Annotated in this window: 22 protein-coding genes; 12 read left to right on the top strand and 10 right to left on the bottom strand. The window is 70.1% G+C overall.

What is annotated here, in order from left to right; genetic code table 11:
* Window positions 1-17 precede the first annotated feature (17 nt).
* The 3 genes from IF78_RS0105550 to hisN form a co-directional block, all read right to left on the bottom strand.
* Window positions 18-434 (bottom strand): Fur family transcriptional regulator, encoded by a 417-nt coding sequence (locus IF78_RS0105550; protein WP_031479400.1) that lies wholly within the window; start codon window positions 432-434, stop codon window positions 18-20.
* A gap of 189 nt (window positions 435-623) precedes the next feature.
* Entirely contained in the window at window positions 624-1,016 is a 393-nt protein-coding gene (locus tag IF78_RS0105555) for a CBS domain-containing protein (protein WP_031479402.1), read from the bottom strand.
* Window positions 1,017-1,195: 179 nt separating this feature from the next.
* Window positions 1,196-1,996 carry a histidinol-phosphatase gene (hisN, locus tag IF78_RS0105560; RefSeq protein WP_031479404.1) on the bottom strand — a complete coding sequence of 267 codons (801 nt, stop codon included), beginning with the start codon at window positions 1,994-1,996 and terminating at the stop codon, window positions 1,196-1,198.
* Window positions 1,997-2,271: 275 nt separating this feature from the next.
* Here hisN and IF78_RS0105570 point away from each other — a divergent pair, with 275 nt between their 5' ends.
* The gene (locus tag IF78_RS0105570) at window positions 2,272-2,880 is read left to right on the top strand and encodes a TetR/AcrR family transcriptional regulator (RefSeq protein ID WP_037639783.1); all 609 of its coding nucleotides are present in this window, start codon (window positions 2,272-2,274) and stop codon (window positions 2,878-2,880) included.
* 34 nt (window positions 2,881-2,914) lie between these two features.
* On the opposite strand, the gene IF78_RS0105575 is transcribed toward IF78_RS0105570, so the two are convergent.
* The 4 genes from IF78_RS0105575 to IF78_RS0105590 form a co-directional block, all read right to left on the bottom strand.
* Entirely contained in the window at window positions 2,915-3,238 is a 324-nt protein-coding gene (locus IF78_RS0105575) for a DMT family transporter (protein WP_031479408.1), read from the bottom strand.
* A 133-nt stretch (window positions 3,239-3,371) separates the two neighbouring features.
* Window positions 3,372-4,382 (bottom strand): ribosome small subunit-dependent GTPase A, encoded by a 1,011-nt coding sequence (gene rsgA, locus IF78_RS0105580; RefSeq protein ID WP_031479410.1) that lies wholly within the window; start codon window positions 4,380-4,382, stop codon window positions 3,372-3,374.
* Between the two features lie 10 nt (window positions 4,383-4,392).
* Window positions 4,393-5,712: a 3-phosphoshikimate 1-carboxyvinyltransferase gene (gene aroA / locus IF78_RS0105585; RefSeq protein WP_031479412.1), complete on the bottom strand. Its 1,320-nt coding sequence runs from the start codon at window positions 5,710-5,712 to the stop codon at window positions 4,393-4,395.
* A gap of 123 nt (window positions 5,713-5,835) precedes the next feature.
* Entirely contained in the window at window positions 5,836-6,558 is a 723-nt protein-coding gene (locus IF78_RS0105590) for a M50 family metallopeptidase (RefSeq protein ID WP_031479414.1), read from the bottom strand.
* Between the two features lie 104 nt (window positions 6,559-6,662).
* On the opposite strand from IF78_RS0105590, the gene IF78_RS0105595 reads away from it, so the two are divergent.
* The 10 genes from IF78_RS0105595 to IF78_RS0105640 all read left to right on the top strand — a co-directional run bounded on the left by IF78_RS0105595 (window position 6,663) and on the right by IF78_RS0105640 (window position 16,739).
* A complete protein-coding gene (locus IF78_RS0105595; RefSeq protein ID WP_031479416.1) occupies window positions 6,663-7,478 on the top strand; it encodes an SOS response-associated peptidase in 816 nt (271 codons plus the stop codon).
* A 19-nt stretch (window positions 7,479-7,497) separates the two neighbouring features.
* The gene (locus tag IF78_RS0105600) at window positions 7,498-8,127 is read left to right on the top strand and encodes an alpha/beta hydrolase family protein (protein ID WP_031479418.1); all 630 of its coding nucleotides are present in this window, start codon (window positions 7,498-7,500) and stop codon (window positions 8,125-8,127) included.
* Window positions 8,128-8,384: 257 nt separating this feature from the next.
* Complete coding sequence (gene sigR / locus IF78_RS0105605; RefSeq protein WP_031479420.1) at window positions 8,385-9,080, top strand: RNA polymerase sigma factor SigR; 696 nt, start codon at window positions 8,385-8,387, stop codon at window positions 9,078-9,080.
* Window positions 9,077-9,379 carry a mycothiol system anti-sigma-R factor gene (gene rsrA, locus IF78_RS0105610; protein ID WP_031479422.1) on the top strand — a complete coding sequence of 101 codons (303 nt, stop codon included), beginning with the start codon at window positions 9,077-9,079 and terminating at the stop codon, window positions 9,377-9,379. Before sigR ends, rsrA begins: the two co-directional genes overlap by 4 nt.
* Window positions 9,380-9,533: 154 nt before the next feature.
* Window positions 9,534-10,880 carry an HD-GYP domain-containing protein gene (locus IF78_RS0105615; RefSeq protein WP_031479424.1) on the top strand — a complete coding sequence of 449 codons (1,347 nt, stop codon included), beginning with the start codon at window positions 9,534-9,536 and terminating at the stop codon, window positions 10,878-10,880.
* Window positions 10,877-12,157: an HD-GYP domain-containing protein gene (locus IF78_RS0105620; RefSeq protein WP_031479426.1), complete on the top strand. Its 1,281-nt coding sequence runs from the start codon at window positions 10,877-10,879 to the stop codon at window positions 12,155-12,157. Before IF78_RS0105615 ends, IF78_RS0105620 begins: the two co-directional genes overlap by 4 nt.
* A 109-nt stretch (window positions 12,158-12,266) precedes the next feature.
* Entirely contained in the window at window positions 12,267-13,247 is a 981-nt protein-coding gene (locus tag IF78_RS0105625; RefSeq protein ID WP_031479428.1) for a tetratricopeptide repeat protein, read from the top strand.
* Between the two features lie 70 nt (window positions 13,248-13,317).
* A complete protein-coding gene (gene def, locus IF78_RS0105630; RefSeq protein ID WP_031479430.1) occupies window positions 13,318-13,968 on the top strand; it encodes a peptide deformylase in 651 nt (216 codons plus the stop codon).
* Window positions 13,969-14,259: 291 nt separating this feature from the next.
* A complete protein-coding gene (gene cyc1 / locus IF78_RS0105635) occupies window positions 14,260-15,345 on the top strand; it encodes an epi-isozizaene synthase (protein ID WP_107049895.1) in 1,086 nt (361 codons plus the stop codon).
* A complete protein-coding gene (locus tag IF78_RS0105640) occupies window positions 15,342-16,739 on the top strand; it encodes a bifunctional albaflavenone monooxygenase/terpene synthase (RefSeq protein WP_031479434.1) in 1,398 nt (465 codons plus the stop codon). The genes cyc1 and IF78_RS0105640 overlap by 4 nt, the downstream gene beginning before the upstream one ends.
* Before the next feature lie 15 nt (window positions 16,740-16,754).
* On the opposite strand, the gene IF78_RS0105645 is transcribed toward IF78_RS0105640, so the two are convergent.
* On the bottom strand, window positions 16,755-17,720 hold the full coding sequence (locus IF78_RS0105645; RefSeq protein ID WP_031479436.1) for a helix-turn-helix domain-containing protein: 966 nt from the start codon (window positions 17,718-17,720) through the stop codon (window positions 16,755-16,757).
* Between the two features lie 92 nt (window positions 17,721-17,812).
* Between IF78_RS0105645 and IF78_RS45715 the strand changes: the two genes are divergently transcribed.
* The gene (locus tag IF78_RS45715; RefSeq protein WP_078662320.1) at window positions 17,813-18,052 is read left to right on the top strand and encodes a hypothetical protein; all 240 of its coding nucleotides are present in this window, start codon (window positions 17,813-17,815) and stop codon (window positions 18,050-18,052) included.
* On the opposite strand, the gene IF78_RS0105650 is transcribed toward IF78_RS45715, so the two are convergent.
* Window positions 17,965-18,978, bottom strand: coding sequence for a ribonucleotide-diphosphate reductase subunit beta (locus IF78_RS0105650; RefSeq protein WP_031479438.1), 1,014 nt, complete (start codon window positions 18,976-18,978; stop codon window positions 17,965-17,967). The two genes, IF78_RS45715 and IF78_RS0105650, sit on opposite strands and share 88 nt — an antisense overlap.
* Window positions 18,978-21,359 (bottom strand): ribonucleoside-diphosphate reductase subunit alpha, encoded by a 2,382-nt coding sequence (locus IF78_RS0105655; protein ID WP_031479440.1) that lies wholly within the window; start codon window positions 21,357-21,359, stop codon window positions 18,978-18,980. The genes IF78_RS0105650 and IF78_RS0105655 overlap by 1 nt, the downstream gene beginning before the upstream one ends.
* Between the last annotated feature and the right edge of the window lie 103 nt (window positions 21,360-21,462).

Raw genomic sequence — 21,462 nt, forward strand, 5'->3', positions numbered from 1 at the left:
GCTCAAGGGGTGCGGGCTCAGGCCTTCGCGCAGTTCGGGCAGATGCCGCGATACGTCACCTCGACGTCCGAGACCGTGAAGCCGAAGCGCTCGGAGTCGGGGAGGTCGGACATCGGATTGCCCGTGGGGTGAACGTCCCGGATGGCGCCGCACTGGGCGCAGACCAGGTGGTGGTGGGGCCGGTGGGCGTTCGGGTCGTACCGCTTCGCGCGCTTGTCGGTGGAGACCTCGAGCACCTCGCCGAGGGAGACCAGCTCGCCCAGCGTGTTGTAGACGGTCGCCCGGGAGATCTCGGGCAGCTTGGCGACGGCTCGTGCGTGAACCTCGTCGGCCGTCAGGTGGACGTGATCGCCGGCGAGCACCTCGGCCACGACGCGCCGCTGCGCGGTCATCCGCCATCCGCGTCCGCGCAGCCGTTCCAGAAGGTCACTCATGGAGACCACCTTAACAGCAGGCGGACCAGGTTCCGAATGGATGTGACTTTGGAGCTTGGCTTGACTTGGACAATGTCCAGCATGGGGCTCGAGGCCGACGTGCGCCGGCTGCCGCGGCGGCTTCCGCGACGACTTCCCGTGCCGTGGCGACGGGCCGGGTTCCTCCCGGAGTCCGGCCCGTTTCGCGTGCTAGGCGGGCACGTGCTGTCGTACGGGGGCCCAGCAGCGGATGATGTCGCGGACCGAGACGATGCCCACGGGCTCGTCGTGGTCCAGGACGATCAGATGGCGGAAGCCGCCGTGCGCCATGGCGCGGGCCGCCTCCTCCAGGGTCCATGACGGGGCGGCGAACACGACGTCGTTGGTGGTGTGGTCGTGGGCGTGCTCGAGGTCCGGGTTCTGTCCGAGGCCGACGGAATTGAGGATGTCGCGTTCCGTGAGGATGCCGATACCGCCGGCGTCGGGGTCGTGGACCACGGCCGCGCCGACCCGACGGGCGGACATCAGCGCGGCGGCCTGGCGAAGGGTGTGGGTGGGGCCGATGGTGAGGACCACGGTGCTCATGGCGTCACGTACGAGCATGGATGGAGCCACCTCCTGAAGTGCCCCCGCACCGTTTGTTTCACGACCGGAGCCGGAGGCGCCTATTGAACGGTGCACAAATTCACAAGTGGGGGGACTTTCAGAGTGGCAGGCACAGCGGGGGTCAACAAGGGGGCGCGTGCGCACGGACACGGGCGTGCGCTGTCGCCTCGTGGTTCTCAGTAGCGCTGGTTGAGATACCCCAGGAACTCGTCGTGCAGGATGCCGTTCGAGGCCGCCGCGTTGCCGCTGTGCGGGCCGGGGCGGCCGTCGAGTCCGGTGAAGGTGCCGCCGGCCTCCGTGACGATGATCGCGTTGGCGGCCATGTCCCACAGGGAGAGCTCCGGCTCGGCGCAGAGGTCGACCGAGCCCTCGGCGACCATCATGTACGGCCAGAAGTCGCCGTACGCGCGCGTGCGCCACACCTCGCGCGTGAGGTCGAGGAAGCCGCCCAGTCGCCCCTGATCCTCCCAGCCGCTCAGCGAGGAGTACGCGAACGAGGCGTCCGTCAGCTTCGAGACACCGGAGACGCGCAGGCGGGTCGCGGAGGACAGGCTGCGGCCGGTGAAGGCGCCGTGGCCCTGGGCGGCCCACCAGCGGCGGCCGAGGGCCGGGGCGGACACCACACCCACGACCGGCTGGTAGCCGCCCTCGCTCGCCTCCATCAGGGAGATCAGGGTGGCCCAGACCGGGACGCCGCGTACGTAGTTCTTGGTGCCGTCGATCGGGTCGATCACCCAGCGGCGGGGGCCGGTGCCCTCGATGCCGTACTCCTCGCCGAGGATCGCGTCTCTCGGCCGGGCGCGCTGCAGCTGTCCGCGGATCAGCTCCTCGGCGGCCTTGTCGGCCTCGCTCACCGGGGTCATGTCCGGCTTGGTCTCGACCTTGAGGTCGAGGGCCTTGAAGCGGTCCATGGTGGCGGCGTCGGCAGCGTCCGCGAGGACGTGGGCGAGGCGGAGGTCGTCGAGGTAGTCCGGCATGGGACGAACGCTATCTGGCGGGCTTGGGGTGGGGCTAGCAGGGCTTGGCGTTGTGGGCCGGTTGCGTGTGGCGGTCGGGTGCGGGTGGTGTGTGCCATCGGTGCCGTCGCCTGGTCCGCCAACGACGCTGGCGCGCCGGCACGACTGCCCGCAGGCCGACCGGACGCCCGCGCGCCGCAAGTCGTTGGCGCCCCCACGTGCCCTCGCGAACCCTTGACAGTGCCCCTGTGCGCGTCAAATCTGGGCGCAGAGCCGCTCGTCCCAGGGAGGCGATGATGCCTGCAGCGCGGGAATCCCTGCTGGACGCCGCTTACACGGCGCTGGCGCGCCGGTCGTGGTCCGCCGTGCGGATGGTGGACGTGGCCGCGGCGGCCGGAGTGTCCCGGCAGACGCTGTACAACGAGTTCGGGAGCAAGGAGGGCCTCGCCCGCGCGCTGGTGAGGAGAGAGGCCGACGGCTACCTCGCCGGCGTCGACCGCGCCCTCGCCACCCCGAGCGACGCCCGCGACCGGCTCACCGCCACCGCGGAGTGGACCGCCGGCCTCGCCCGCGACAACGCCCTCGTCCGCGCCATGCTCACCGGCTGCTGGAGCGAGCGCCTGCCGTCGCCCACGCTGTCCGCGGTGCCCTCGTCCTCCGCCGTACCGGCACAGCGGCGGGCCGACGGGCCTCTTCCCTCGCCCGGCGACTTCGTGGCCATCGTCCGCGACCGCGCGGTGGCCGTCCTCTCCGGACCCGGCGTCATCAAGTCCGACACCGCCGACCTCGCCCGCTCCTGCGAACTCGTCGTCAGGCTCGCCCTGTCCTGCGTCGCCGCCCCACCCGGCGAAGGCGGCGTCTCCGACCTCGTACGCACCGCCCTGCACCGGCAGTTGACCGGCTGACCTTCCCGGGAGCATCGCCTCGGCGTGCCGCGCCTCAGTGCGCCGAGCCCGACAGCTGCAACCCGATGATCCCCACGATCACCAGCGTGATCGACACGATCTTCAACGTCGACACGATGTCCCCGAGGAAGATCATCCCGTAGATCGCCGTCCCCGCCGCCCCGATCCCCGTCCACACCGCGTACGCCGGCCCCACGTCCAGCTTCTTCAGTGACAGCGTCAGCAGTCCGAAACTGCCGAGGGCGAAGATGCAGAAGGCGACGGTCGGCCAGAGCCGGGTGAAGCCGTGCGAAAGCTTCAGACAGACGGCGAAGCCGGTTTCGAGCAGCCCCGCCACGATGACCAGCAGCCACGCCATGTGCTGTCCTCCCGTATCCCCACGTTCAGTGACCGCTTCGTCAGGCTTGGGTCCGGCTCGGTGCGATTATGCCCTTACCGGACTCACGGGCAGACAAACAACGCGGAGGTCAGTCGCCTTCCCCGGCTCCTCCTCAGTCGCCTTCCGTGCGCTCCCGGGTGGCCAGCAGTCGCCGTAGCGAGTACAGCCGCGCCGGATCGGCGTGACCCTCCGCAACCCACTCGTCCAGCGCGCAATCCGGCTCGTCATGACTGCACGCACGCGGACAGCCCTCGGTTCCCGGTTCCAGATCCGGGAACGCGTGGATCACCCGGGACGGATCGATATGCGCCAGGCCGAAGGAGCGGACACCGGGTGTGTCGATCACCCAGCCGGCCAGGTCCATCAGCGGCAGCGCCAGCGCGGACGTCGTGGTGTGCCGCCCCCGGCCCGTCACCGCGTTCACATGCCCCGTCGTACGTCGGCGCCCCTCGGGCACCAGCGCGTTCACCAGCGTCGTCTTGCCGACGCCCGAGTGGCCGACGAACGCCGTGACCTTGCCGTCCAGATGCTGCCGCACCCGGTCCGCCGCGCCGCCGTCCTCCAGCTCCTCGCGGCTGGTGACGACGAACGGGATGTCCAAATCCCCGTACAGCTCGAGAAGTTTGTCCGGCGGCGCCAGGTCCGACTTGGTCATGACCAGCAGCGGCTCGAGACCGCCGTCGTACGCCGCCACGAGACAGCGGTCGATCAGCCGCGGCCGCGGCTCGGGGTCGGCGAGGGCGGTGACGATGGCGAGTTGGTCGGCGTTCGCCACGACCACGCGCTCGAACGGATCGTCGTCGTCGGCCGTGCGGCGCAGCAACGAGGTGCGTTCCTCGATGCGCACGATCCGCGCGAGCGTGTCCTTCTTGCCGGACAGGTCGCCGACCAGCGCCACCCGGTCACCGACCACCGCCGCCTTGCGGCCGAGCTCGCGGGCCTTCATCGCCAGCACGACCCGGTCCTCGACGAGGCAGGTCAGCCGCCCCCGGTCGACGGTGAGGACCATGCCCTCGGCGGCGTCCTCGTGCTTGGGCCGGATGTTCGTACGCGGCCGGGTGTTCCGACGGCCGGGGCGGGTGCGGATGTCGTCCTCGTCGGTGTGCTTGCCGTAGCGGCGCATGGCGGTGTCCCTACGCCCCGAGCATCCCGGTCCACAGCTCCGGGAAGTCCGGCAGGGTCTTCGCCGTCGTCGCCACGTTCTCGATCCGTACGCCCTCGACCGCGAGGCCGATGATCGCGCCCGCCGTCGCCATGCGGTGGTCCTCGTAGGTGTGGAAGACGCCGCCGTGCAGTCGGCGCGGGCGGATGTGCAGGCCGTCGGCGGTCTCGGTGACGTCGCCGCCGAGTTCGTTGATCTCCTTGGTCAGCGCGGCCAGCCGGTCGGTCTCGTGCAGACGCAGGTGCGCGACGCCACGCAGCGTGGACGGGGAGTCCGCGAGGGCGGCGACCGCCGCGATGCCCGGGGTGAGTTCGCCGACCTCGCCCAGGTCGACATCGATGCCGTGGATCGCACCCGAACCGGTGAACACGAGCCCGTACTCGGTGAGTTCGCAGGAACCGCCCATCTCGGTGAAGATCTCCCGCAGCCGGTCACCGGGCTGGGTGGTGCGGGCCGGCCAGTCCGGGATGAGCACCTTGCCGCCGGTCACCAGCGCCGCGGCCAGGAACGGCTGGGCGTTGGACAGGTCCGGCTCGATGGTCAGGTCGCGGCCCAGCAGGGCGCCGGGCGTGACCCGCCAGACGTTCGGCTCGCCGCCCGACTCCGGGGTGTCCACCTGGGCACCGACCGAGCGCAGCATGTCGACGGTCATGCGGATGTGCGGCATCGAGGGCAGGGTGGAGCCGATGTGACGGACCTCCACGCCCTGGTTGAAGCGCGGGCCGGACAGCAGCAGCGCCGACACGAACTGGGACGACGACGAGGCGTCGATCTCCACCGGGCCGCCCTCCAGGGCACCCGAGCCGTGGACCGTCAGCGGCAGCGCGCCCCGGCCGTCGTCGTCGATCCGGGCACCGAGGACGCGCAGGGCGTCGATCACGCCGTGCAGGGGGCGCTCGTACGACCTCGAGTCGCCGTCGAAGCGGACGGGGCCGTCGGCCAGCGCCGCGACCGGCGGCAGGAAGCGCATCACGGTGCCGGCGTTGCCGACGTCGACCGTGGCCGACCGCAGCAGGCCCGAGGGCAGCACCCGCCACGCCTCGCCGGTGCCCTCGGGGCCCACGCCCTCCTCGATACCGACGCCCATCGCCCGCAGGGCGCCGGCCATCAGCAGGGTGTCGCGGGAGCGGAGGGGGCGGCGCAGCCAACCCGGTTCCGAGGCGAGGGCCGCGAGGACGAGGGCGCGGTTGGTGACTGACTTGGACCCCGGCACGTGGACCGTCGCGTCGACGGCTCCGCTCGCGTGCGGGGCGGGCCAGAGGGCGGTTTGTGCGGCGGGGTTTTGGGCCATGGGTTCACTTTATAAGGAGCGTGTGATTCGGGTGCGGCGCCGTTGGGGCTGGTCGCGCCCACGTGGCGGAGCCGTAGATCGTCACAGGCCCGCGCCCCTATGACCTGCGCCCTTCGGGGCGCGTCAAACCTCCAACAGCCACCTGCCCCCGCCTATCAGCGAACACAGCGACACCGCGTGGAACAGGAACAGCCACAGGCCCGCTGGTACATGTGTCAGTCGGGAAAGTTGATCCGCGTCCGAGTCGCCCGCCCCGCCCCGCGCCCTCTTCGCCTGCAGCTCGAACGCCGGTCGCACCCCGCCCACGAGCAGGAACCACACCACCACATACGCGAACGCCGCCTGCACCTGTGGGCCCGTCAGCCAGCTGACCAGCACGAACGTGCCGCCCGTCACGAAGACCGTCAGTGCGCCGTACGCGTTCCGGATCATCACCAGCATCGCCACCAGCAGAGCCGTCGCCAGCCACAGCAGCAGCGTGATCCGCCCGGCCCCCAGCAGCGCCGCACCGCCCAGCCCCAGCAGCGGCGGCGCCGTGTAGCCCGCAGCCGCCGTGAGGATCATGCCCAGGCCGTGCGGTTTGCCGCGGCTGACGGTGAGGCCGCTGGTGTCGGAGTGCAGGCGTATGCCGGTCAGGGTGCGGCCGGTGAGCAGCGCGATCAGGCCGTGGCCGCCCTCGTGGGCGATGGTGATGGCGTTGCGCGAGACGCGCCACAGGACGTGCGGGACGACCACGGCGAGGGCGGCGACCAGCGTGGCGATCACCACCCACAGATCCGGGTCGGGCTGGGTGCCGGCGACCTCGTCCCAGAGGGAGGCGAGCGAGGCGGATGCGGTGCTGTCCATGTAAGGCGATGGCTCCCTTTGGTCGAGTCAATAGGGGCCGGCGCGTAGCGCCGTCGTTGAGGGGTGGTGGTCGGGCGACGGGTGGGCCTGGCAGTGTGGCACGCATGTGCGGACGGTATGCAGCGAGTCGTAGGCCCGAGGATCTCGCAGGAATCTTTGAGATCGAGAAGTGGGAGCCCGAGGAGACCCTGGAGCCGGACTACAACGTGGCGCCGACCAAGGAGGTCCACGTCGTCCTCGACCGTCCCTTGAAAGACGCCGACGACCCTCGGCCGGTTCGGCAGCTGCGGAAGCTGAAGTGGGGGCTGGTGCCGAGCTGGTCCAAGACCCCCGAGAGCGCCTTCAAGATGATCAACGCGCGCGCGGAGACCGTGCACGAGAAGCCGTCGTACCGGCGGGCGTTCACCTCCCGGCGCTGTGTCATCCCCGCCGACGGCTACTACGAGTGGGTCACCGGCAAGCAGGAGCTGGACCTGGAGCAGGAGGGCAGGCGGAAACGGCCGCGCAAGCAGCCGTACTTCGTGCTGCCCGCCGACGGGTCGGTGTTCGCGATGGCGGGGCTGTACGAGTTCTGGCGGGACCGGACGCTGCCCGACGAGCATCCGCAGGCCTGGTGGGTGACCTGCTCCGTCATCACCACGGAGGCGGAGACGACCCCGCTGGCCGTGGCGCCCGCGGAGGGCCCGAACTCGCTCGCCGAGATCCATCCGCGGATGCCGCTGATGCTGACACCCGACCGCTGGGACGCCTGGCTCGACCCGTCCCGCACGGATCCGGAGGAGCTGCGTTTGCTGCTCTCCCCGCCGCCCGCCGGCCTGATGCGCGCCTACCCCGTCTCCACCCTGGTCAGCAACGTCCGCAACAACGGCCCGGAGCTGCTGAAGGAGCTGGACGGGCCGGAAGAGGGCACACTCTTCTGACGTGACGACCGAGTCTGACGTGACGACCGAGATCATTGGTACCGATGCGGGCGAGGCCCGCATCACCTGGCACCCGGCGAAGAAGCCCCGGCTCGTGCTGGCGGTGAGCCATGGCGCCGGCGGTGGCATCGAGGCCCGGGACCTGCGGGCACTGGCCTCCACCCTCCCCGCCCACGGCGTGACCGTCGCCCTCGTCGAGCAGCCCTGGCGCGTGGCCGGCAAGAAGGTGGCGCCCGCGCCGAAGACGCTGGACGTCGGCTGGCGGGGCCTGTGGCCCGCCCTCGCCGCGCCCGGACTGCCCGTGATCTCCGGCGGCCGCAGCGCCGGAGCCCGCGTCGCCTGCCGTACGGCCGTCGAGCTGGGCGCCCATGCCGTCCTCGCCCTCAGCTTCCCCCTCCACCCGCCGGGCAAGCCCGAGAAGTCCCGCGCCGACGAGCTGCTCGGGGCCGGGGTGCCCACCCTCGTCGTACAGGGCGGGAACGATCCGTTCGGGAAGCCGGAGGAGTTCCCGGACGGCGACTACGAGCTGATCGAGGTGCCGTACGGCGATCACGGGTTCGCGGTGCCCAAGCGGGCGCCGCTCGGTCAGGACGAGGCAGTGGCGGTCATCACGGACGCGGTGGTCAATTGGACCGGGTCACTCGGGTAATGGTTCGGGAATGTTGCGGCCCCGGCCTCTGTTGTGGCGGACAGCGGTGCTGAACCAGCAGCGCAGACGTCGTAGGAGAGGAAGTCCGCCGCATGGGTTCGACCTTCTGCCCGGCCCGCAGCAGCCGCAGCGACCTGGACTGGACGGTGCTGCACGCGGCCAGGACCACTCCTATTCGAGGGGCGGTCGGTACGGCAGGTCGTCTATCCTCCGATTCAGGTGGGACCGGCTTCGGTCCTGCCCGGAATCTTGAGGAGGTGGGTCCGGTTCCCGGTACCGACGCAGGGACCGACAACGGCCAGGCGGAGCAGCCCGAGGGCCTGGGCACGAGCGCGGCGACGTCCACCGAGACGACCGCCGAGCGCAGCGCGCGCTTCGAGCGGGACGCGCTGGAGTTCCTCGACCAGATGTACTCGGCCGCACTGCGCATGACGCGCAACCCGGCCGACGCCGAGGACCTGGTGCAGGAGACGTACGCCAAGGCGTACGCGTCCTTCCACCAGTTCCGCGAGGGCACCAACCTGAAGGCGTGGCTGTACCGGATCCTCACCAACACCTTCATCAACTCCTACCGCAAGAAGCAGCGTGAGCCGCAGCGTTCGGCGGCGGAAGAGATCGAGGACTGGCAGCTCGCGCGCGCCGAGTCGCACATGTCGACCGGACTGCGCTCCGCGGAGTCGCAGGCGCTCGACCACCTGCCCGACTCGGACGTGAAGGAAGCACTGCAGGCGATCCCCGAGGAGTTCCGCATCGCGGTCTACCTCGCCGACGTAGAGGGCTTTGCGTACAAGGAGATCGCGGACATCATGGGGACACCCATCGGAACGGTGATGTCCCGGCTGCACCGGGGCCGCCGTCAACTGCGCGGCATGCTCGAGGACTACGCCCGTGACCGTGGGCTGGTCCCGGCCGGCGCCGGAGAGTCGAACGAAGCGAAAGGTTCGGGCTCATGAGCTGCGGAGAGCCGCACGAGACGGACTGCAGTGAGGTACTCGATCACCTCTACGAGTTCCTCGATCGTGAGATGCCTGACGCCGACTGCACCAAGTTCGAGCAGCACTTCGAGGAGTGCTCGCCGTGCCTGGAGAAGTACGGTCTTGAGCAGGCCGTGAAGAAGCTGGTCAAGCGGTGCTGCGGCCAGGACGACGTGCCGACCGATCTGCGTGCCAAGGTGCTGGGGCGGCTCGACCTGATCCGCTCCGGCCAGGCCGTGCCCGAGCACGACGTGACCGTCACACCCCAGGAGTCCTGAAGTCCGCTTCCCGGACTCCCCCCACTCTGGACGCCCTGGAACGGGCTGTCGTCACTCGAACGTGCTAATCGGCGGGTGATAAGCCCACAGTTGCCCCTCTTGCCGACCTAGGCTCCGCGTTGAGCTGAACAGGTCATGGTGGGAGGGCGTCCAGATGGAGGCGATACCGGCACGGGCGCGCGTGTACATCGCCTGTGTGGCGCTGTGCGCCCTGGCCTGCCTCCTGCCGCTGCTCACGAACCCCACGCCCTGGCGTGCGGTCGTCCTGCTCGCGGCGCTGTACGCGGCCGGTGAGCAGGTCGCCACCCGTTGGCGGTTCGCGGGACCCTTCTATCCCGTGCTGCTCGCCGCGGCCTTCCTGCTGTCGCCGTCCGCCGCCGCGCTGGTCGCGGTGCCGGGCGCCCTGCTGTCACCGGCCGGGCAACGGCCGGTGTGGACCCGGCGTATCTGGCGGTCCGCCCGGCTCGCCGTGGCCGTCTGGGCGGCGGCCCGGGTGCGCCGGGAGCTGGGCGGGCGGGCTGTCGTCGTGGCGGGTGACTTCCCGTACGAGCTGATGCCGACCGGCGGGGCGGTCCTGGCGTTCTGCCTGGTCCTGACCGTGCTGGACGGCGGCATTCGGGCGCTCGCCGTGGGGGTCCCCCCTGCTGGGGCGGAGTCGAGAGGCTGGGGGAGCGTGCCCGTGCGGCGCGCCTGGCGAGGGCTGTTCCTGCGCTCGCTCGCGCCCCTCGCCGTGCACGGTCTCGCCGGGCTGATGATGGCCGTGCTGTGGCGCAGTCCGTACGGTCCCGTCGCCGCGCTGCTCGTGCTGCTGCCGATGTGCGTGTCGTGGTGGGTGTTCGCCCAGTACCACCGGGAGCGCGCGGCACATCAGGCGACCATCCGGGCGCTCGTCCAGGCCGTCGACATCAAGGACGGCTACACCCGTGGCCACAGTGAGCGGGTCGGGCAGGCCTCGATGATGATCGCGCGCGAGCTCGGCATGGACGACGAGCGCGTCGAGGTGGTGCGGTTCGCCGGGATCCTGCACGACGTGGGGAAGCTCGGGGTGCCCACGCGGCTGCTGCGCAAGGACGGGCCGCTCACGCCCGAGGAGCGGCGGGTGATCGAGCTGCATCCGGAGTACGGCCACGAGATGGTCCGGGGCATCTCCTTCCTCGGCGAGGCCCGCGCCGCCGTACTGCATCACCATGAGCGGCTGGACGGCAGCGGCTACCCCTACGGGCTGACGGGGAAGCAGATCCCGGAGCCGGCGCGCGTGGTGGCGGTCGCGGACGCGTTCGACGCGATGACCTCGACCCGGTCCTACTCGCGGGCCCGGCCCGTGTCCGTCGCTCTGCGCGAGCTGGAGAAGTGCGCGGGCACGCAGTTCGACCCCCGGATGGTCACGGCCCTCTCTCGAGCCGTGGACCAGTACGGATGGCATCCCGCCGTGACCGCCGACGAGCCCTGTACGCCCGGTCCCCGCCCCGCCGTCTCCAGCGCCCCGGGAGCACACCGATGAGCGCCCCGAGGCCACCCCTCCTGCTCAGCCTCGTCCACGCCTGCGCCGCCCTCCTCGCCGCCGGCTGCCTGCTCGACACCCTGCGCAGCGGCCTCGACGCACGCGGCACCGCGATCGCCTTCGGGGCCCTCGTCACCCTCGGCGAGCTCACCCGCCCCCGAGCTCTCGGCTCCGCTCGAGCAGGGGGGACCCCCATGACCGGGGCGGAGGGCCGGGAGGCCGCACCGCTCGGGGCCGCCGCCGCACTGGCGTACGCCCTGCTCGGGGAGATGGGCGGAGAGCCCACCCGGCACGGCGTCTCGCAGGTCGTCGCCGTGGTCCTCGCCGCCTCGCTCCTCGGCAGCGTTCCGCACATCGCGCGCGGGCGCCCCGTGCTCGACCACCTCGCCCGGCGCGTGCTCACCGCCGGTTTCGCCGCCGTCTGCTTCCAACCCCTGTACAACCAGGGCACGTTCCACGGCTGGGGCACCGCCTACGCGCTGCTCCTGCTCGCGATCCTCGCCCTCACCGCGCTGTGCGACGCCCTGCTCACCGCCGCGCTGGCGCACTCCCGGACCCGATGGCCCCTCGGACCGGTGCTGCGGGACGAGCTGCGGGCGACGCTCGGGATCGGGTCGGCCGTCTGCGCGACGGGCGCGGTGATGGCGCTCGCGGTCGCCGTGGTCGGACTGTGGGCGCTGCCCGTCTTCTCGCTCCCGGTGCTGCTCACCCAGATGTCCCTGCGCCGGTACGCCGCGGTGCGGGCCACCTACCGGCAGACCATCGCCTCCCTCGCCCGGGCCACCGAGATCGCCGGGTACACACCGGCCGGACACGCCCGGCGGGTGGCCGCGCTCAGCCGGGAGGTCGGGCGGGATCTGGGCCTGTCCGAGGCCGAACTCACCGTGCTGGAGTACGCGGCCCTGATGCACGACATCGGCCAGCTCAGCCTGGTCGACCCGGTGCCGGCCGGGGCCACCGCCGTGCTGCCCGTCGAGGAACAACGGCGGATCGCGCTGCTCGGCGGGGCCGTCGTACGGCAGACCGGGGTGAATCCGCAGGTCGCGACGGTGGTGGAGCGGCTGGCCGACCCCTGTCCGGAGCAGCCGGTCGCCGCCCGGATCGTGCGGGCCGTGAACGCGTACGAGGAGAAGGCGCGGGATGCCGGTCCGGGCGGGCCGCTGAAGGCGCTGGAGGAACTGCGGCTGGGGACCGCCGGGGACTATGCGCCCGAGGTCGTGGGGTCGCTTGCGCGAGTGCTGTCCAGAGACAGTCTGGGTATGCCTGGGGGTGGGTAACCCATGGGTAATGAGCGCCCTTCCAACCGTACGTGGTTGGATGCGAATGAGAGGGTGTCCGGGGGCAGCACTAGCCAGCCCATCTCCACGGAACTGGCAGGCGGGAATCGTGAGGATCTTCGGCAAGGGACGGCACCGGCCCTCCGCCTCCTGGCGGCAGGCCACCGACCGGGCGTTCACGCTCATCGGCGACGGCCGGTACGAGGACGCGGGCGCGCTGCTGACGCGGGCCGCCGATCTGGAGCCCTGGCTTTCGGAGTCCTGGTTCAACCTCGCCCTGCTGCACAAGTTCCGCCACGACTGGGAGCAGGCCCGCGCGGCCGGGCTGCGTGCCGTGGCGCTGCTCGACCGGGAGACCGGGGCGCCCGACTGGTGGAACGTCGGCATCGCCGCCACCGCCCTGCAGGACTGGCCGCTGGCCCGGCGGGCCTGGCAGGCGTACGGGCTGCGGGTGCCCGGCGGTGCGACCGCGTCCGGCGAGCCGGTCGGCATGGACCTGGGCAGCGCGGCCGTACGGCTGTCCCCCGAGGGGGAGGCCGAGGTCGTGTGGGGGCGGCGCCTTGACCCCGCGCGCATCGAGGTGCTGTCGATCCCGCTGCCGTCGTCCGGGCGGCGCTGGGGCGAGGTCGTGCTGCACGACGGAGTGCCGCACGGCGAGCGGACCACGTCCGCCGGGCACGCCTACCCCGTCTTCGACGAGATCGAGCTGTGGGCGCCGTCGCCGGTGCCGACCTGGGTGGTCCTCCTGGAGGCCGCCACCGAGGCCGACCGGGACGCCCTGGAGCAGCTCGCCGCCGACGCCGGGTTCGCCGCGGAGGACTGGTCGTCGTCCGTGCGGCTGCTGTGCCGGATGTGCTCGGAGTCACGGATGCCGTCCGACGAGGGCGACGGGGAGCACCTGGATCCCCACGATCACAGTGAGCCGGGGCATCCCGGCCCGTTGGGGCATCGGACGGACGGGCAGTTGTGGGTACCGGAGCGGGAGTGTGGCGTTGCGGCGCCGGCTTCGCTCGTACGGGGTCTGCTGGACGGGTGGGTCGCGGACAGCCCGGATTCCAGGGACTGGCGGGATCTCGAAGAGGTCTGCTGACCGTTCGCCGTACCCTGTATCAGCGTCACACCCTTTGGTTTTGGTTTGTGCAGGAAGGCATACGTCGGTCATGGCCCAGCAGGACACCGAGCAGCAGCACGCGGGCGTGCTCCCCGTGGACGACGAGGGTTTCGTCGTCGACACCGAGGACACGGAGGAGCGGGAGAACGCCTGGCGCGAGCGCGGCACGTCGCGGCCGATCACCGTCGTGGGGAACCCGGTGCTCCACAAGGAGTGCAAGGACGTCACCGAGTTCGGCGCCGAGCTGGACCAGCTGGTGGCGGACATGTTCGCCTCGCAGCGCACCGCCGAGGGGGTGGGCCTGGCCGCCAACCAGATCGGCGTCGATCTGAAGGTCTTCGTCTACGACTGCCAGGACGACCAGGGCGTCCGGCACGTCGGAGTGGTCTGCAACCCGAAGCTCGTCGAGCTGCCCGCCGAGCAGCGCCGCCTGGACGACAGCAACGAGGGCTGCCTGTCCGTGCCGACGGCGTACGCGCCGCTGGCCCGCCCCGACTACGCCGAGGTGACCGGGCAGGACGAGAAGGGCAACCCGATCAAGGTGCGTGGCACCGGGTACTTCGCTCGGTGTTTGCAGCACGAGACGGACCACCTCTACGGCTACCTCTACATCGACCGTCTCTCCAAGCGGGAGCGCAAGGACGCGCTCCGGCAGATGGCCGAGAACGAGCCCCGCTACCCCGTCGTCGCGAACGACTGAGGTCCGCTGGAACGCCCCACAAGTCCCATGCGCACGGCGTCTGTTCAGGGTCCCCGCCCCGAGCAGGCGCCGTTCGCATGTCCGTCGCACGTTCGATCCCATACACCCAGGTTGTGATCCGGAACCAGACACATAGGGGGAGATTCTCGGCACGCTGGGGTAGTGAATGAAGCAAATCCGTTCCCAGACCGGTCAGTTGTGGTGCTGAATGGAAGTGCGGGGATACGCAACGGCGCACGCCCGGCACGGCGGGAGGGGCGTGTACAACTGGCGGCTGAGAGGGGTTTGTTCGTGCATGCTTTCTCACACAGCACCACATCGACACCGACGGCGGTACCGGTACCACCATCGCTCTCTCTGCCGGTGATCGAAGCAGCGTTTCCCAGGCAACTCCATCCATATTGGCCCCAGCTCCAGGAGAAGACCCGTACCTGGCTGCTGGAAAAGCGGCTGATGCCGGCCGACAAGGTCGAAGAATATGCCGACGGCCTTTGCTACACCGACCTCATGGCGGGGTACTACATTGGCGCCCCCGACGAGGTGCTCCAGGCGATTGCGGACTACAGCGCGTGGTTCTTCGTCTGGGACGACCGGCACGACCGCGACATCGTCCACTACCGTCCGACCGCCTGGCGGCGGCTGAGGTTCCGGCTGCACGCGGCCCTCGACTCACCCGCGGCGCATCTGCACCACGGGGACCCGCTGGTCGCGGGGTTCGCGGACAGCATGGTGCGGCTGTACTCGTTCCTGCCCCGCACCTGGAACACCCGGTTCGCCCGTCACTTCCACGCGGTGATCGAGGCCTACGACCGGGAATTCCGCAACCGCACCGAAGGAATCATCCCCACCGTCGAGGAATACCTCGCGCTGCGTCGGCTCACCTTCGCGCACTGGATCTGGACCGATCTGCTGGAGCCGAGTGCGGAACTCGAACTGCCGGACGCGGTACGGAAGCATCCGGCATATCGGCGGGCGGCGTTGCTGAGCCAGGAATTCGCCGCCTGGTACAACGACCTCTGCTCGCTTCCCAAGGAAATAGCGGGGGATGAGGTCCATAATCTCGGGCTCAGTCTCATAAAGCATGAGGGGCTGACCCTGGAAGAGGCGGTGACGGAAATCAGGCGACGCGTCGAGACCTGTATTTCCGATTTTCTGGCGGCTGAGCGGGACGCCCTGGAATTCGCCGACTCCCTGTCCGACGGCACGCTGCGCGGAAAAGAACTCAGCGCCGCCGTGCGGTCGTGCGTCTGCAATATGCGCAACTGGTTCAGCTCGGTCTACTGGTTCCACCACGAGTCCGGCCGGTACATGGTCGACAGCTGGGACGACCGGTCCACGCCCCCGTACGTCAACAACGAAGCGGCAGGTGAAAAATGACCGTCGAGTCTGTTCGCCCCGAAACCCACCCCCGCCCCGAAGCCCAACCCCGTGAGGCTTCGGAGCTGCGTGAACCGCCCCTCGCGGGCGGGGGAGTTCCACTTCTCGGCCACGGCTGGAAGCTGGTCCGGGACCCGCTGGCCTTCATGGCCGCGCTCCGCGACCACGGAGATGTCGTACGGCTGAAGCTCGGCCCGAAGACGGTGTACGCCGTCACCACCCCGGAACTCACCGGCGCGCTGGCGCTGAGCACCGACTTCAAGATCGACGGGCCGCTGTGGGAGTCCCTGGAAGGCCTGCTCGGCAAGGAGGGCGTGGCCACCGCGAACGGCCCCCGGCACCGCCGTCAGCGGCGCACCATCCAGCCCGCCTTCCGGCTCGACGCGATCCCGGAGTACGGGCCGATCATGGAGGAGGAGGCGCATGCGCTGACCGAGCGCTGGAAGCCCGGCGAGACCGTCGACTGCACCTCCGAGTCGTTCCGGATAGCCGTGCGCATCGCCGCCCGCTGCCTGCTGCGTGGCGAGTACATGGACGAGCGGGCCGAGCGGCTGTGCAACGCGCTCGCGACCGTCTTCCGGGGCATGTACCGGCGGATGGTGGTCCCCCTCGGTCCGCTGTACAAGCTGCCTCTGCCGCCCAACCGCGAATTCAACCGGGCCCTGGCCGATTTGCATCTCCTGGTCGACGAGATCGTCGCCGAACGCCGGGCATCTGGTCAAAGGCCGGACGATTTGCTGACGGCATTGCTGGAGGCGAAGGACGAGAATGGCGAGCCCATCGGGGAACAGGAGATCCACGATCAGGTCGTCGCGATAGTCACCCCGGGCAGCGAAACCGTGGCGTCCACGATCATGTGGCTGCTGCATGTGCTCGCGGAACATCCGGAACACGCCGACAAGGTCTGCGCGGAGGTCGAATCCGTCACCGGCGGCCGGCCCGTGGCATTTGCGGACGTCCGTAGCCTCCGGCACACGAACAATGTCGTCGTGGAGGCCATGCGTTTGCGGCCCGCCGTATGGATTCTCACGCGCCGGGCGGTGACCGATACGTCACTCGGTGGCTATCGTATTCCGGCCGGGGCGGACATCGTCTACAGCCCCTACGCGATCCAGCGGGACGGGAAGTCGTATGCGCACAGCCTCGAGTTCGACCCGGACCGCTGGCTTCCCGAACGCGTCAAGGACGTACCGAAATACGCCATGAGCCCGTTCAGTGTCGGCAACCGCAAGTGCCCCAGCGACCACTTCTCCATGGCGCAGCTGACCCTGATCACGGCGGCGCTGGCCACCAAGTACCGCTTCGAGCAGGTGTCCGGCTCCAACGACGCGACCCGCGTGGGCATCACACTCCGCCCGCACAGGCTGCTGCTGAGGCCGGTGCCGAGGGACTGAGGCCGTGGGGAGGACTTACGCCGCGTTCGGTCCCTGGAACGTCCTTCGGTACGCGTTCGGGGTCGTCCCCAGGGCCCGTACGAACTGGTGGCGCAGCGCGGCCGCCGTGCCGAACCCCGTTCGACCAGCGATCGCGTCCACCGTCTCGTCCGTCGCCTCCAGCAATTCCTGCGCCAGCAGCACGCGTTGGCGCAGGATCCAGCGGTAGGGAGTAGTGCCCGTCTCCTGCTGGAAGCGGCGGGCGAAGGTGCGCGGGGACATGAGCGCACGCTCGGCGAGCTGCTCGACGGTCACCTCCTCGTCGAGGTGCCGCTCCATCCACGCCAGCACCTCGCCGACCGTGTCGCACTGGGAACGGGGCAGCGGGCGCTCGATGTACTGGGCCTGCCCGCCGTCCCGGTGCGGCGGCACCACCATGCGCCGGGCGATCTTGTTGGCGACCTCGGGCCCCTGCTCCTGCCGCACGATGTGGAGGCAGGCGTCGATACCGGCGGCGGTGCCGGCGCTGGTGATTACCGGGCCTTCGTCGACGTACAGCACATCGGGCTCGACGATCGCCCGAGGGTGCCGTCGGGACAGTTCCCCGGCGTGCCGCCAGTGCACACTGCACCGCCGCCCGTCGAGCAGCCCGGCCGCGCCCAGTACGAAGGCGCCGGAGCAGACGCTGAGCACCCGAGCGCCCCGGTCCACGGCCCTGACCAGGGCGTCCAGCAGCTCGGGTGGATAGTCGCGGGTGATGTATTCGTCCCCCGCCGGCACGGCGATCAGGTCGGCCTCCTCCAGCCGCTCGAGGCCGTGCGGTGTGGAGACGGTGAGCCCGCCGACATGGGTGCCCAGCGCCGGCCCCTCGGCCGAGGCGACGGCGAAATCGTAGGTGGGCAGCCCCTCGTCGCTGCGGTCGAGGCCGAAGACCTCACAGACGACGCCCAGTTCGAAGGGGTGCACACCGTCGAGGAGGACGGCGGCGACGTTTCTCAGCATGCTGCCAGTGTGCCTCGCGGGTGGCAGTAAATCGAGGGTGTGCGGCAGTCCTGCCACTGTTCGTAAGGAGTGTCCGGCGCGACAGTGGTGTCATGACTACGGAACAGACACAGACACTGCTCGCCATGGTCGCCGTTCTCGGTGTGTTCGTCCTCCTGGTCCTCCCGTCAGTGATCGGGATCGTGCACGACCGGCGCATCGACCGTCAGATCAGGGAGGCCCAGGATCGCGACAAGCTCGGCGCTCAGAAGTCCTCGTCCAGGTCGACGGTGCCCTCCACCGCCACCTGGTACGCCGAGGGACGCCGCTCGAAGAAGTTGGTCAGCTCCTGAACACCCTGGAGCTCCATGAAGGAGAAGGGGTTCTCGGAGCCGTACACCGGAGCGAAGCCGAGCCGCGTCAGACGCTGATCGGCGACACACTCCAGGTACTGCCGCATCGAGTCGGTGTTCATGCCCGGGAGGCCGTCACCGCACAGGTCGCGCGCGAACTGCAGCTCGGCCTCGACGGCCTCCCTCAGCATGTCGGTGACCTGCTGCTGGAGCTCGTCGTCGAAGAGCTCCGGCTCCTCCTTGCGGACGGTGTCGACGACGTCGAACGCGAAGGACATGTGCATCGTCTCGTCGCGGAACACCCAGTTGGTGCCGGTGGCCAGACCGTGCAGCAGGCCGCGGCTGCGGAACCAGTAGACGTAGGCGAAGGCACCGTAGAAGAACAGGCCCTCGATGCACGCCGCGAAGCAGATCAGGTTCAGCAGGAAACGACGGCGGTCCGCCTTGGTCTCCAGGCGCTCCAGCTTCTCGACCTCGTTGATCCACTTGAAGCAGAACTCGGCCTTCTCGCGGATGGACGGGATGTTCTCGACGGCGTCGAAGGCGGCCGCCCTGTCCTCCGGGTCGGGCAGATAGGTGTCGAGCAGCGTCAGGTAGAACTGGACGTGGACAGCCTCCTCGAAGAGCTGCCGGCTCAGGTACAGGCGGGCCTCGGGGGAGTTGATGTGCTTGTAGAGGGTCAGCACCAGGTTGTTCGCGACGATCGAGTCGCCCGTCGCGAAGAACGCGACCAGGCGGCCGATGAGGTGCTGTTCGGCGGGCGTGAGCTTGGCGAGGTCGGCCACGTCCGAGTGCAGGTCGACCTCCTCCACGGTCCAGGTGTTCTTGATGGCGTCCCGGTAGCGCTCGTAGAAGTCGGGATAGCGCATGGGGCGCAGGGTCAACTCGAAGCCCGGGTCGAGGAGATTCTGGTTACGGGTGGTCATTACTGGCAGGCCTCGCAGGACTCGGGGTTTTCCAGGGAGCAGGCGACGGCGTCTTCGGGGGCCGGCTGCTGAAGGGGGATGGTGGCTTGGGTCTGCGCCTGGGCGGCGCGGGCGATGCGGGTCGCCGGGCGCGAGCGCAGGTAGTACGTCGTCTTCAGGCCCGACTTCCAGGCGTACGCGTACATCGAGGAGAGCTTGCCGATGGTCGGCGTCTCCATGAAGAGGTTCAGGGACTGCGACTGGTCGAGGAACGGGGTCCGCGCCGCCGCCATGTCGATCAGGCCGCGCTGCGGGATCTCCCACGCCGTGCGGTACAGGGCCCGTACGTCCGCCGGGATCCAGGCGAAGTCCTGCACCGAGCCGCCCGAGTCGCGCAGCGCCTCCCGGGTGCGGGCATCCCAGACGCCGAGCGCCTTCAGCTCGTCGACCAGGTACGAGTTGACCTGGAGGAACTCGCCGGAGAGCGTCTCGCGCTTGAACAGGTTGGAGACCTGCGGCTCGATGCACTCGTAGACACCGGCGATGGACGCGATGGTGGCGGTCGGGGCGATGGCGAGCAGCAGGGAGTTGCGCAGGCCGGTGGTGGCGATACGGCGGCGCAGGGCGGCCCAGCGCTCGGGCCAGGTCAGCTCGACGCCGTAGTGGTCGGGGTGCAGCACACCCCGGGCCGTACGGGTCTTCTCCCAGGCCGGCAGCGGGCCGTTGCGCTCCGCCAGGTCGGTGGACGCCTCGTACGCGGCGAGCATGATGCGCTCGGCGATACGCGTGGAGAGGGCCTTGGCCTGCGGCGAGTCGAAGGGCAGGCGCAGCTTGAAGAAGACGTCCTGCAGGCCCATCGCGCCGAGGCCCACCGGGCGCCACTTGGCGTTGGACCGGCCCGCCTGCTCGGTCGGGTAGAAGTTGATGTCGACGACGCGGTCCAGGAAGGTGACGGCGGTGCGCACGGTGGCGTCCAGCCGCTCCCAGTCGATGTCGCCGATCGCCGTGTCGACAAAGGCACCCAGGTTGACCGAGCCCAGGTTGCAGACCGCCGTCTCCCCGTCGTCGGTGACCTCCAGGATCTCCGTGCAGAGGTTGGAGGAGTGGACGACATGGCCCGGCAGGGCGGTCTGGTTGGCGGTGCGGTTGGCGGCGTCCTTGAAGGTCATCCAGCCGTTGCCGGTCTGCGCGAGGGTGCGCATCATGCGGCCGTACAGATCACGGGCCGGGATGGTCTTGCGCGCGAGGCCCTTTTCCTCGGCCTTGCGGTAGGCCGCGTCGAACTCCCCGCCCCACAGGTCGACCAGTTCCGGAACGTCGGCGGGAGAGAACAGCGACCACAGCTCGTCGGCGTTGACCCGGCGCATGAACTCGTCCGGGACCCAGTGCGCGAGGTTCAGGTTGTGCGTACGGCGGGCGTCCTCACCGGTGTTGTCGCGCAGCTCCAGGAACTCCTCGATGTCGGAGTGCCAGGTCTCCAGGTAGACCGCGGCGGCACCCTTGCGCCGGCCGCCCTGGTTCACGGCGGCGACGGAGGCGTCGAGGGTCTTCAGGAACGGGACGATGCCGTTGGAGTGCCCGTTGGTGCCGCGGATCAGTGAACCCCGGGAGCGGATGCGGGAGTACGACAGACCGATGCCGCCGGCGTGCTTCGAGAGGCGGGCGACCTGGTGGTAGCGGTCGTAGATGGAGTCCAGCTCGTCCTTGGGGGAGTCCAGGAGGTAGCAGGACGACATCTGGGGGTGCCGGGTGCCGGAGTTGAACAGCGTGGGGGAGGAGGGGAGGTAGTCGAGGCGGCTCATGAGCCCGTAGAGCGCGGCGACTTCGTCGGCGGAGCGGACGCTGTCGTCCTCGGCGAGACCGGCGGCGACGCGCAGCATGAAGTGCTGGGGCGTCTCGATGACCTTGCGGGTGATGGGGTGCCGGAGCAGATAACGGCTGTGCAGGGTGCGCAGGCCGAAGTAGCCGAAGCGGTCGTCGGCGTGTGTGTCGATCAGCGCGTCGAGCCGCTCGGCGTGCAGCCGCACGAACGCGGCGGTACGGTCCGCGATGAGCCCCTCGCGATGCCCCACGGCGACGGACTCCGTGAAGGACGTCACCCCCTGTGAGGCGGCCTCGTCCCGGATGGCCAGGGTCAGCAGGCGGGCGGCCAGCCTGGAGTAGGCGGGGTCCTCGGAGATGAGCCCGGCGGCCGCCTCCGTGGCCAGCTCGCGCAGCTCCACGATCATCTTGGCGGAGGCCTCACGCGAGGACCGGCCGCGCAGCGCGGCGGCGGCCACCCGGCCGGGGTCGGCGTCGGGGAGGTCGGCGGTCAGCTCGGTCAGGGTCCGCAGCAGTGCGGCACCGGGACCGTCATGCTCGTTCTCGGCTGCTGAGACCGGATCGGCTGGCGCGATGGTCACGTGGGGGCTCTCCCTCGCTCGGCACGGGGGCCTTGCGGAGGGCAGGGGGCAGCACACGAGCGCACGCGGCGTCGCGTCCACCGGCCCATTCCACGAGGCCCGG

The organism is Streptomyces bicolor (assembly GCF_000719285.1).
Classification (GTDB): domain Bacteria; phylum Actinomycetota; class Actinomycetes; order Streptomycetales; family Streptomycetaceae; genus Streptomyces; species Streptomyces bicolor.

What these genes read in the sequence shown, in the direction of transcription:
- def (WP_031479430.1), top strand. Translation starts at nt 13,318, where the DNA reads ATGGCCCAGCAGGACACCGAGCAGCAGCACGCGGGCGTGCTCCCCGTG.
- hisN (WP_031479404.1), bottom strand. Translation starts at nt 1,996, where the DNA reads ATGCCGGACTACCTCGACGACCTCCGCCTCGCCCACGTCCTCGCGGAC.
- IF78_RS0105650 (WP_031479438.1), bottom strand. Translation starts at nt 18,978, where the DNA reads ATGACCACCCGTAACCAGAATCTCCTCGACCCGGGCTTCGAGTTGACC.
- aroA (WP_031479412.1), bottom strand. Translation starts at nt 5,712, where the DNA reads ATGGCCCAAAACCCCGCCGCACAAACCGCCCTCTGGCCCGCCCCGCAC.
- IF78_RS45715 (WP_078662320.1), top strand. Translation starts at nt 17,813, where the DNA reads ATGACTACGGAACAGACACAGACACTGCTCGCCATGGTCGCCGTTCTC.
- IF78_RS0105570 (WP_037639783.1), top strand. Translation starts at nt 2,272, where the DNA reads ATGCCTGCAGCGCGGGAATCCCTGCTGGACGCCGCTTACACGGCGCTG.
- IF78_RS0105550 (WP_031479400.1), bottom strand. Translation starts at nt 434, where the DNA reads ATGAGTGACCTTCTGGAACGGCTGCGCGGACGCGGATGGCGGATGACC.
- rsrA (WP_031479422.1), top strand. Translation starts at nt 9,077, where the DNA reads ATGAGCTGCGGAGAGCCGCACGAGACGGACTGCAGTGAGGTACTCGAT.
- IF78_RS0105615 (WP_031479424.1), top strand. Translation starts at nt 9,534, where the DNA reads ATGGAGGCGATACCGGCACGGGCGCGCGTGTACATCGCCTGTGTGGCG.
- IF78_RS0105575 (WP_031479408.1), bottom strand. Translation starts at nt 3,238, where the DNA reads ATGGCGTGGCTGCTGGTCATCGTGGCGGGGCTGCTCGAAACCGGCTTC.
- rsgA (WP_031479410.1), bottom strand. Translation starts at nt 4,382, where the DNA reads ATGCGCCGCTACGGCAAGCACACCGACGAGGACGACATCCGCACCCGC.
- IF78_RS0105590 (WP_031479414.1), bottom strand. Translation starts at nt 6,558, where the DNA reads ATGGACAGCACCGCATCCGCCTCGCTCGCCTCCCTCTGGGACGAGGTC.
- IF78_RS0105620 (WP_031479426.1), top strand. Translation starts at nt 10,877, where the DNA reads ATGAGCGCCCCGAGGCCACCCCTCCTGCTCAGCCTCGTCCACGCCTGC.
- IF78_RS0105595 (WP_031479416.1), top strand. Translation starts at nt 6,663, where the DNA reads ATGTGCGGACGGTATGCAGCGAGTCGTAGGCCCGAGGATCTCGCAGGA.
- IF78_RS0105645 (WP_031479436.1), bottom strand. Translation starts at nt 17,720, where the DNA reads ATGCTGAGAAACGTCGCCGCCGTCCTCCTCGACGGTGTGCACCCCTTC.
- IF78_RS0105640 (WP_031479434.1), top strand. Translation starts at nt 15,342, where the DNA reads ATGACCGTCGAGTCTGTTCGCCCCGAAACCCACCCCCGCCCCGAAGCC.
- IF78_RS0105555 (WP_031479402.1), bottom strand. Translation starts at nt 1,016, where the DNA reads ATGCTCGTACGTGACGCCATGAGCACCGTGGTCCTCACCATCGGCCCC.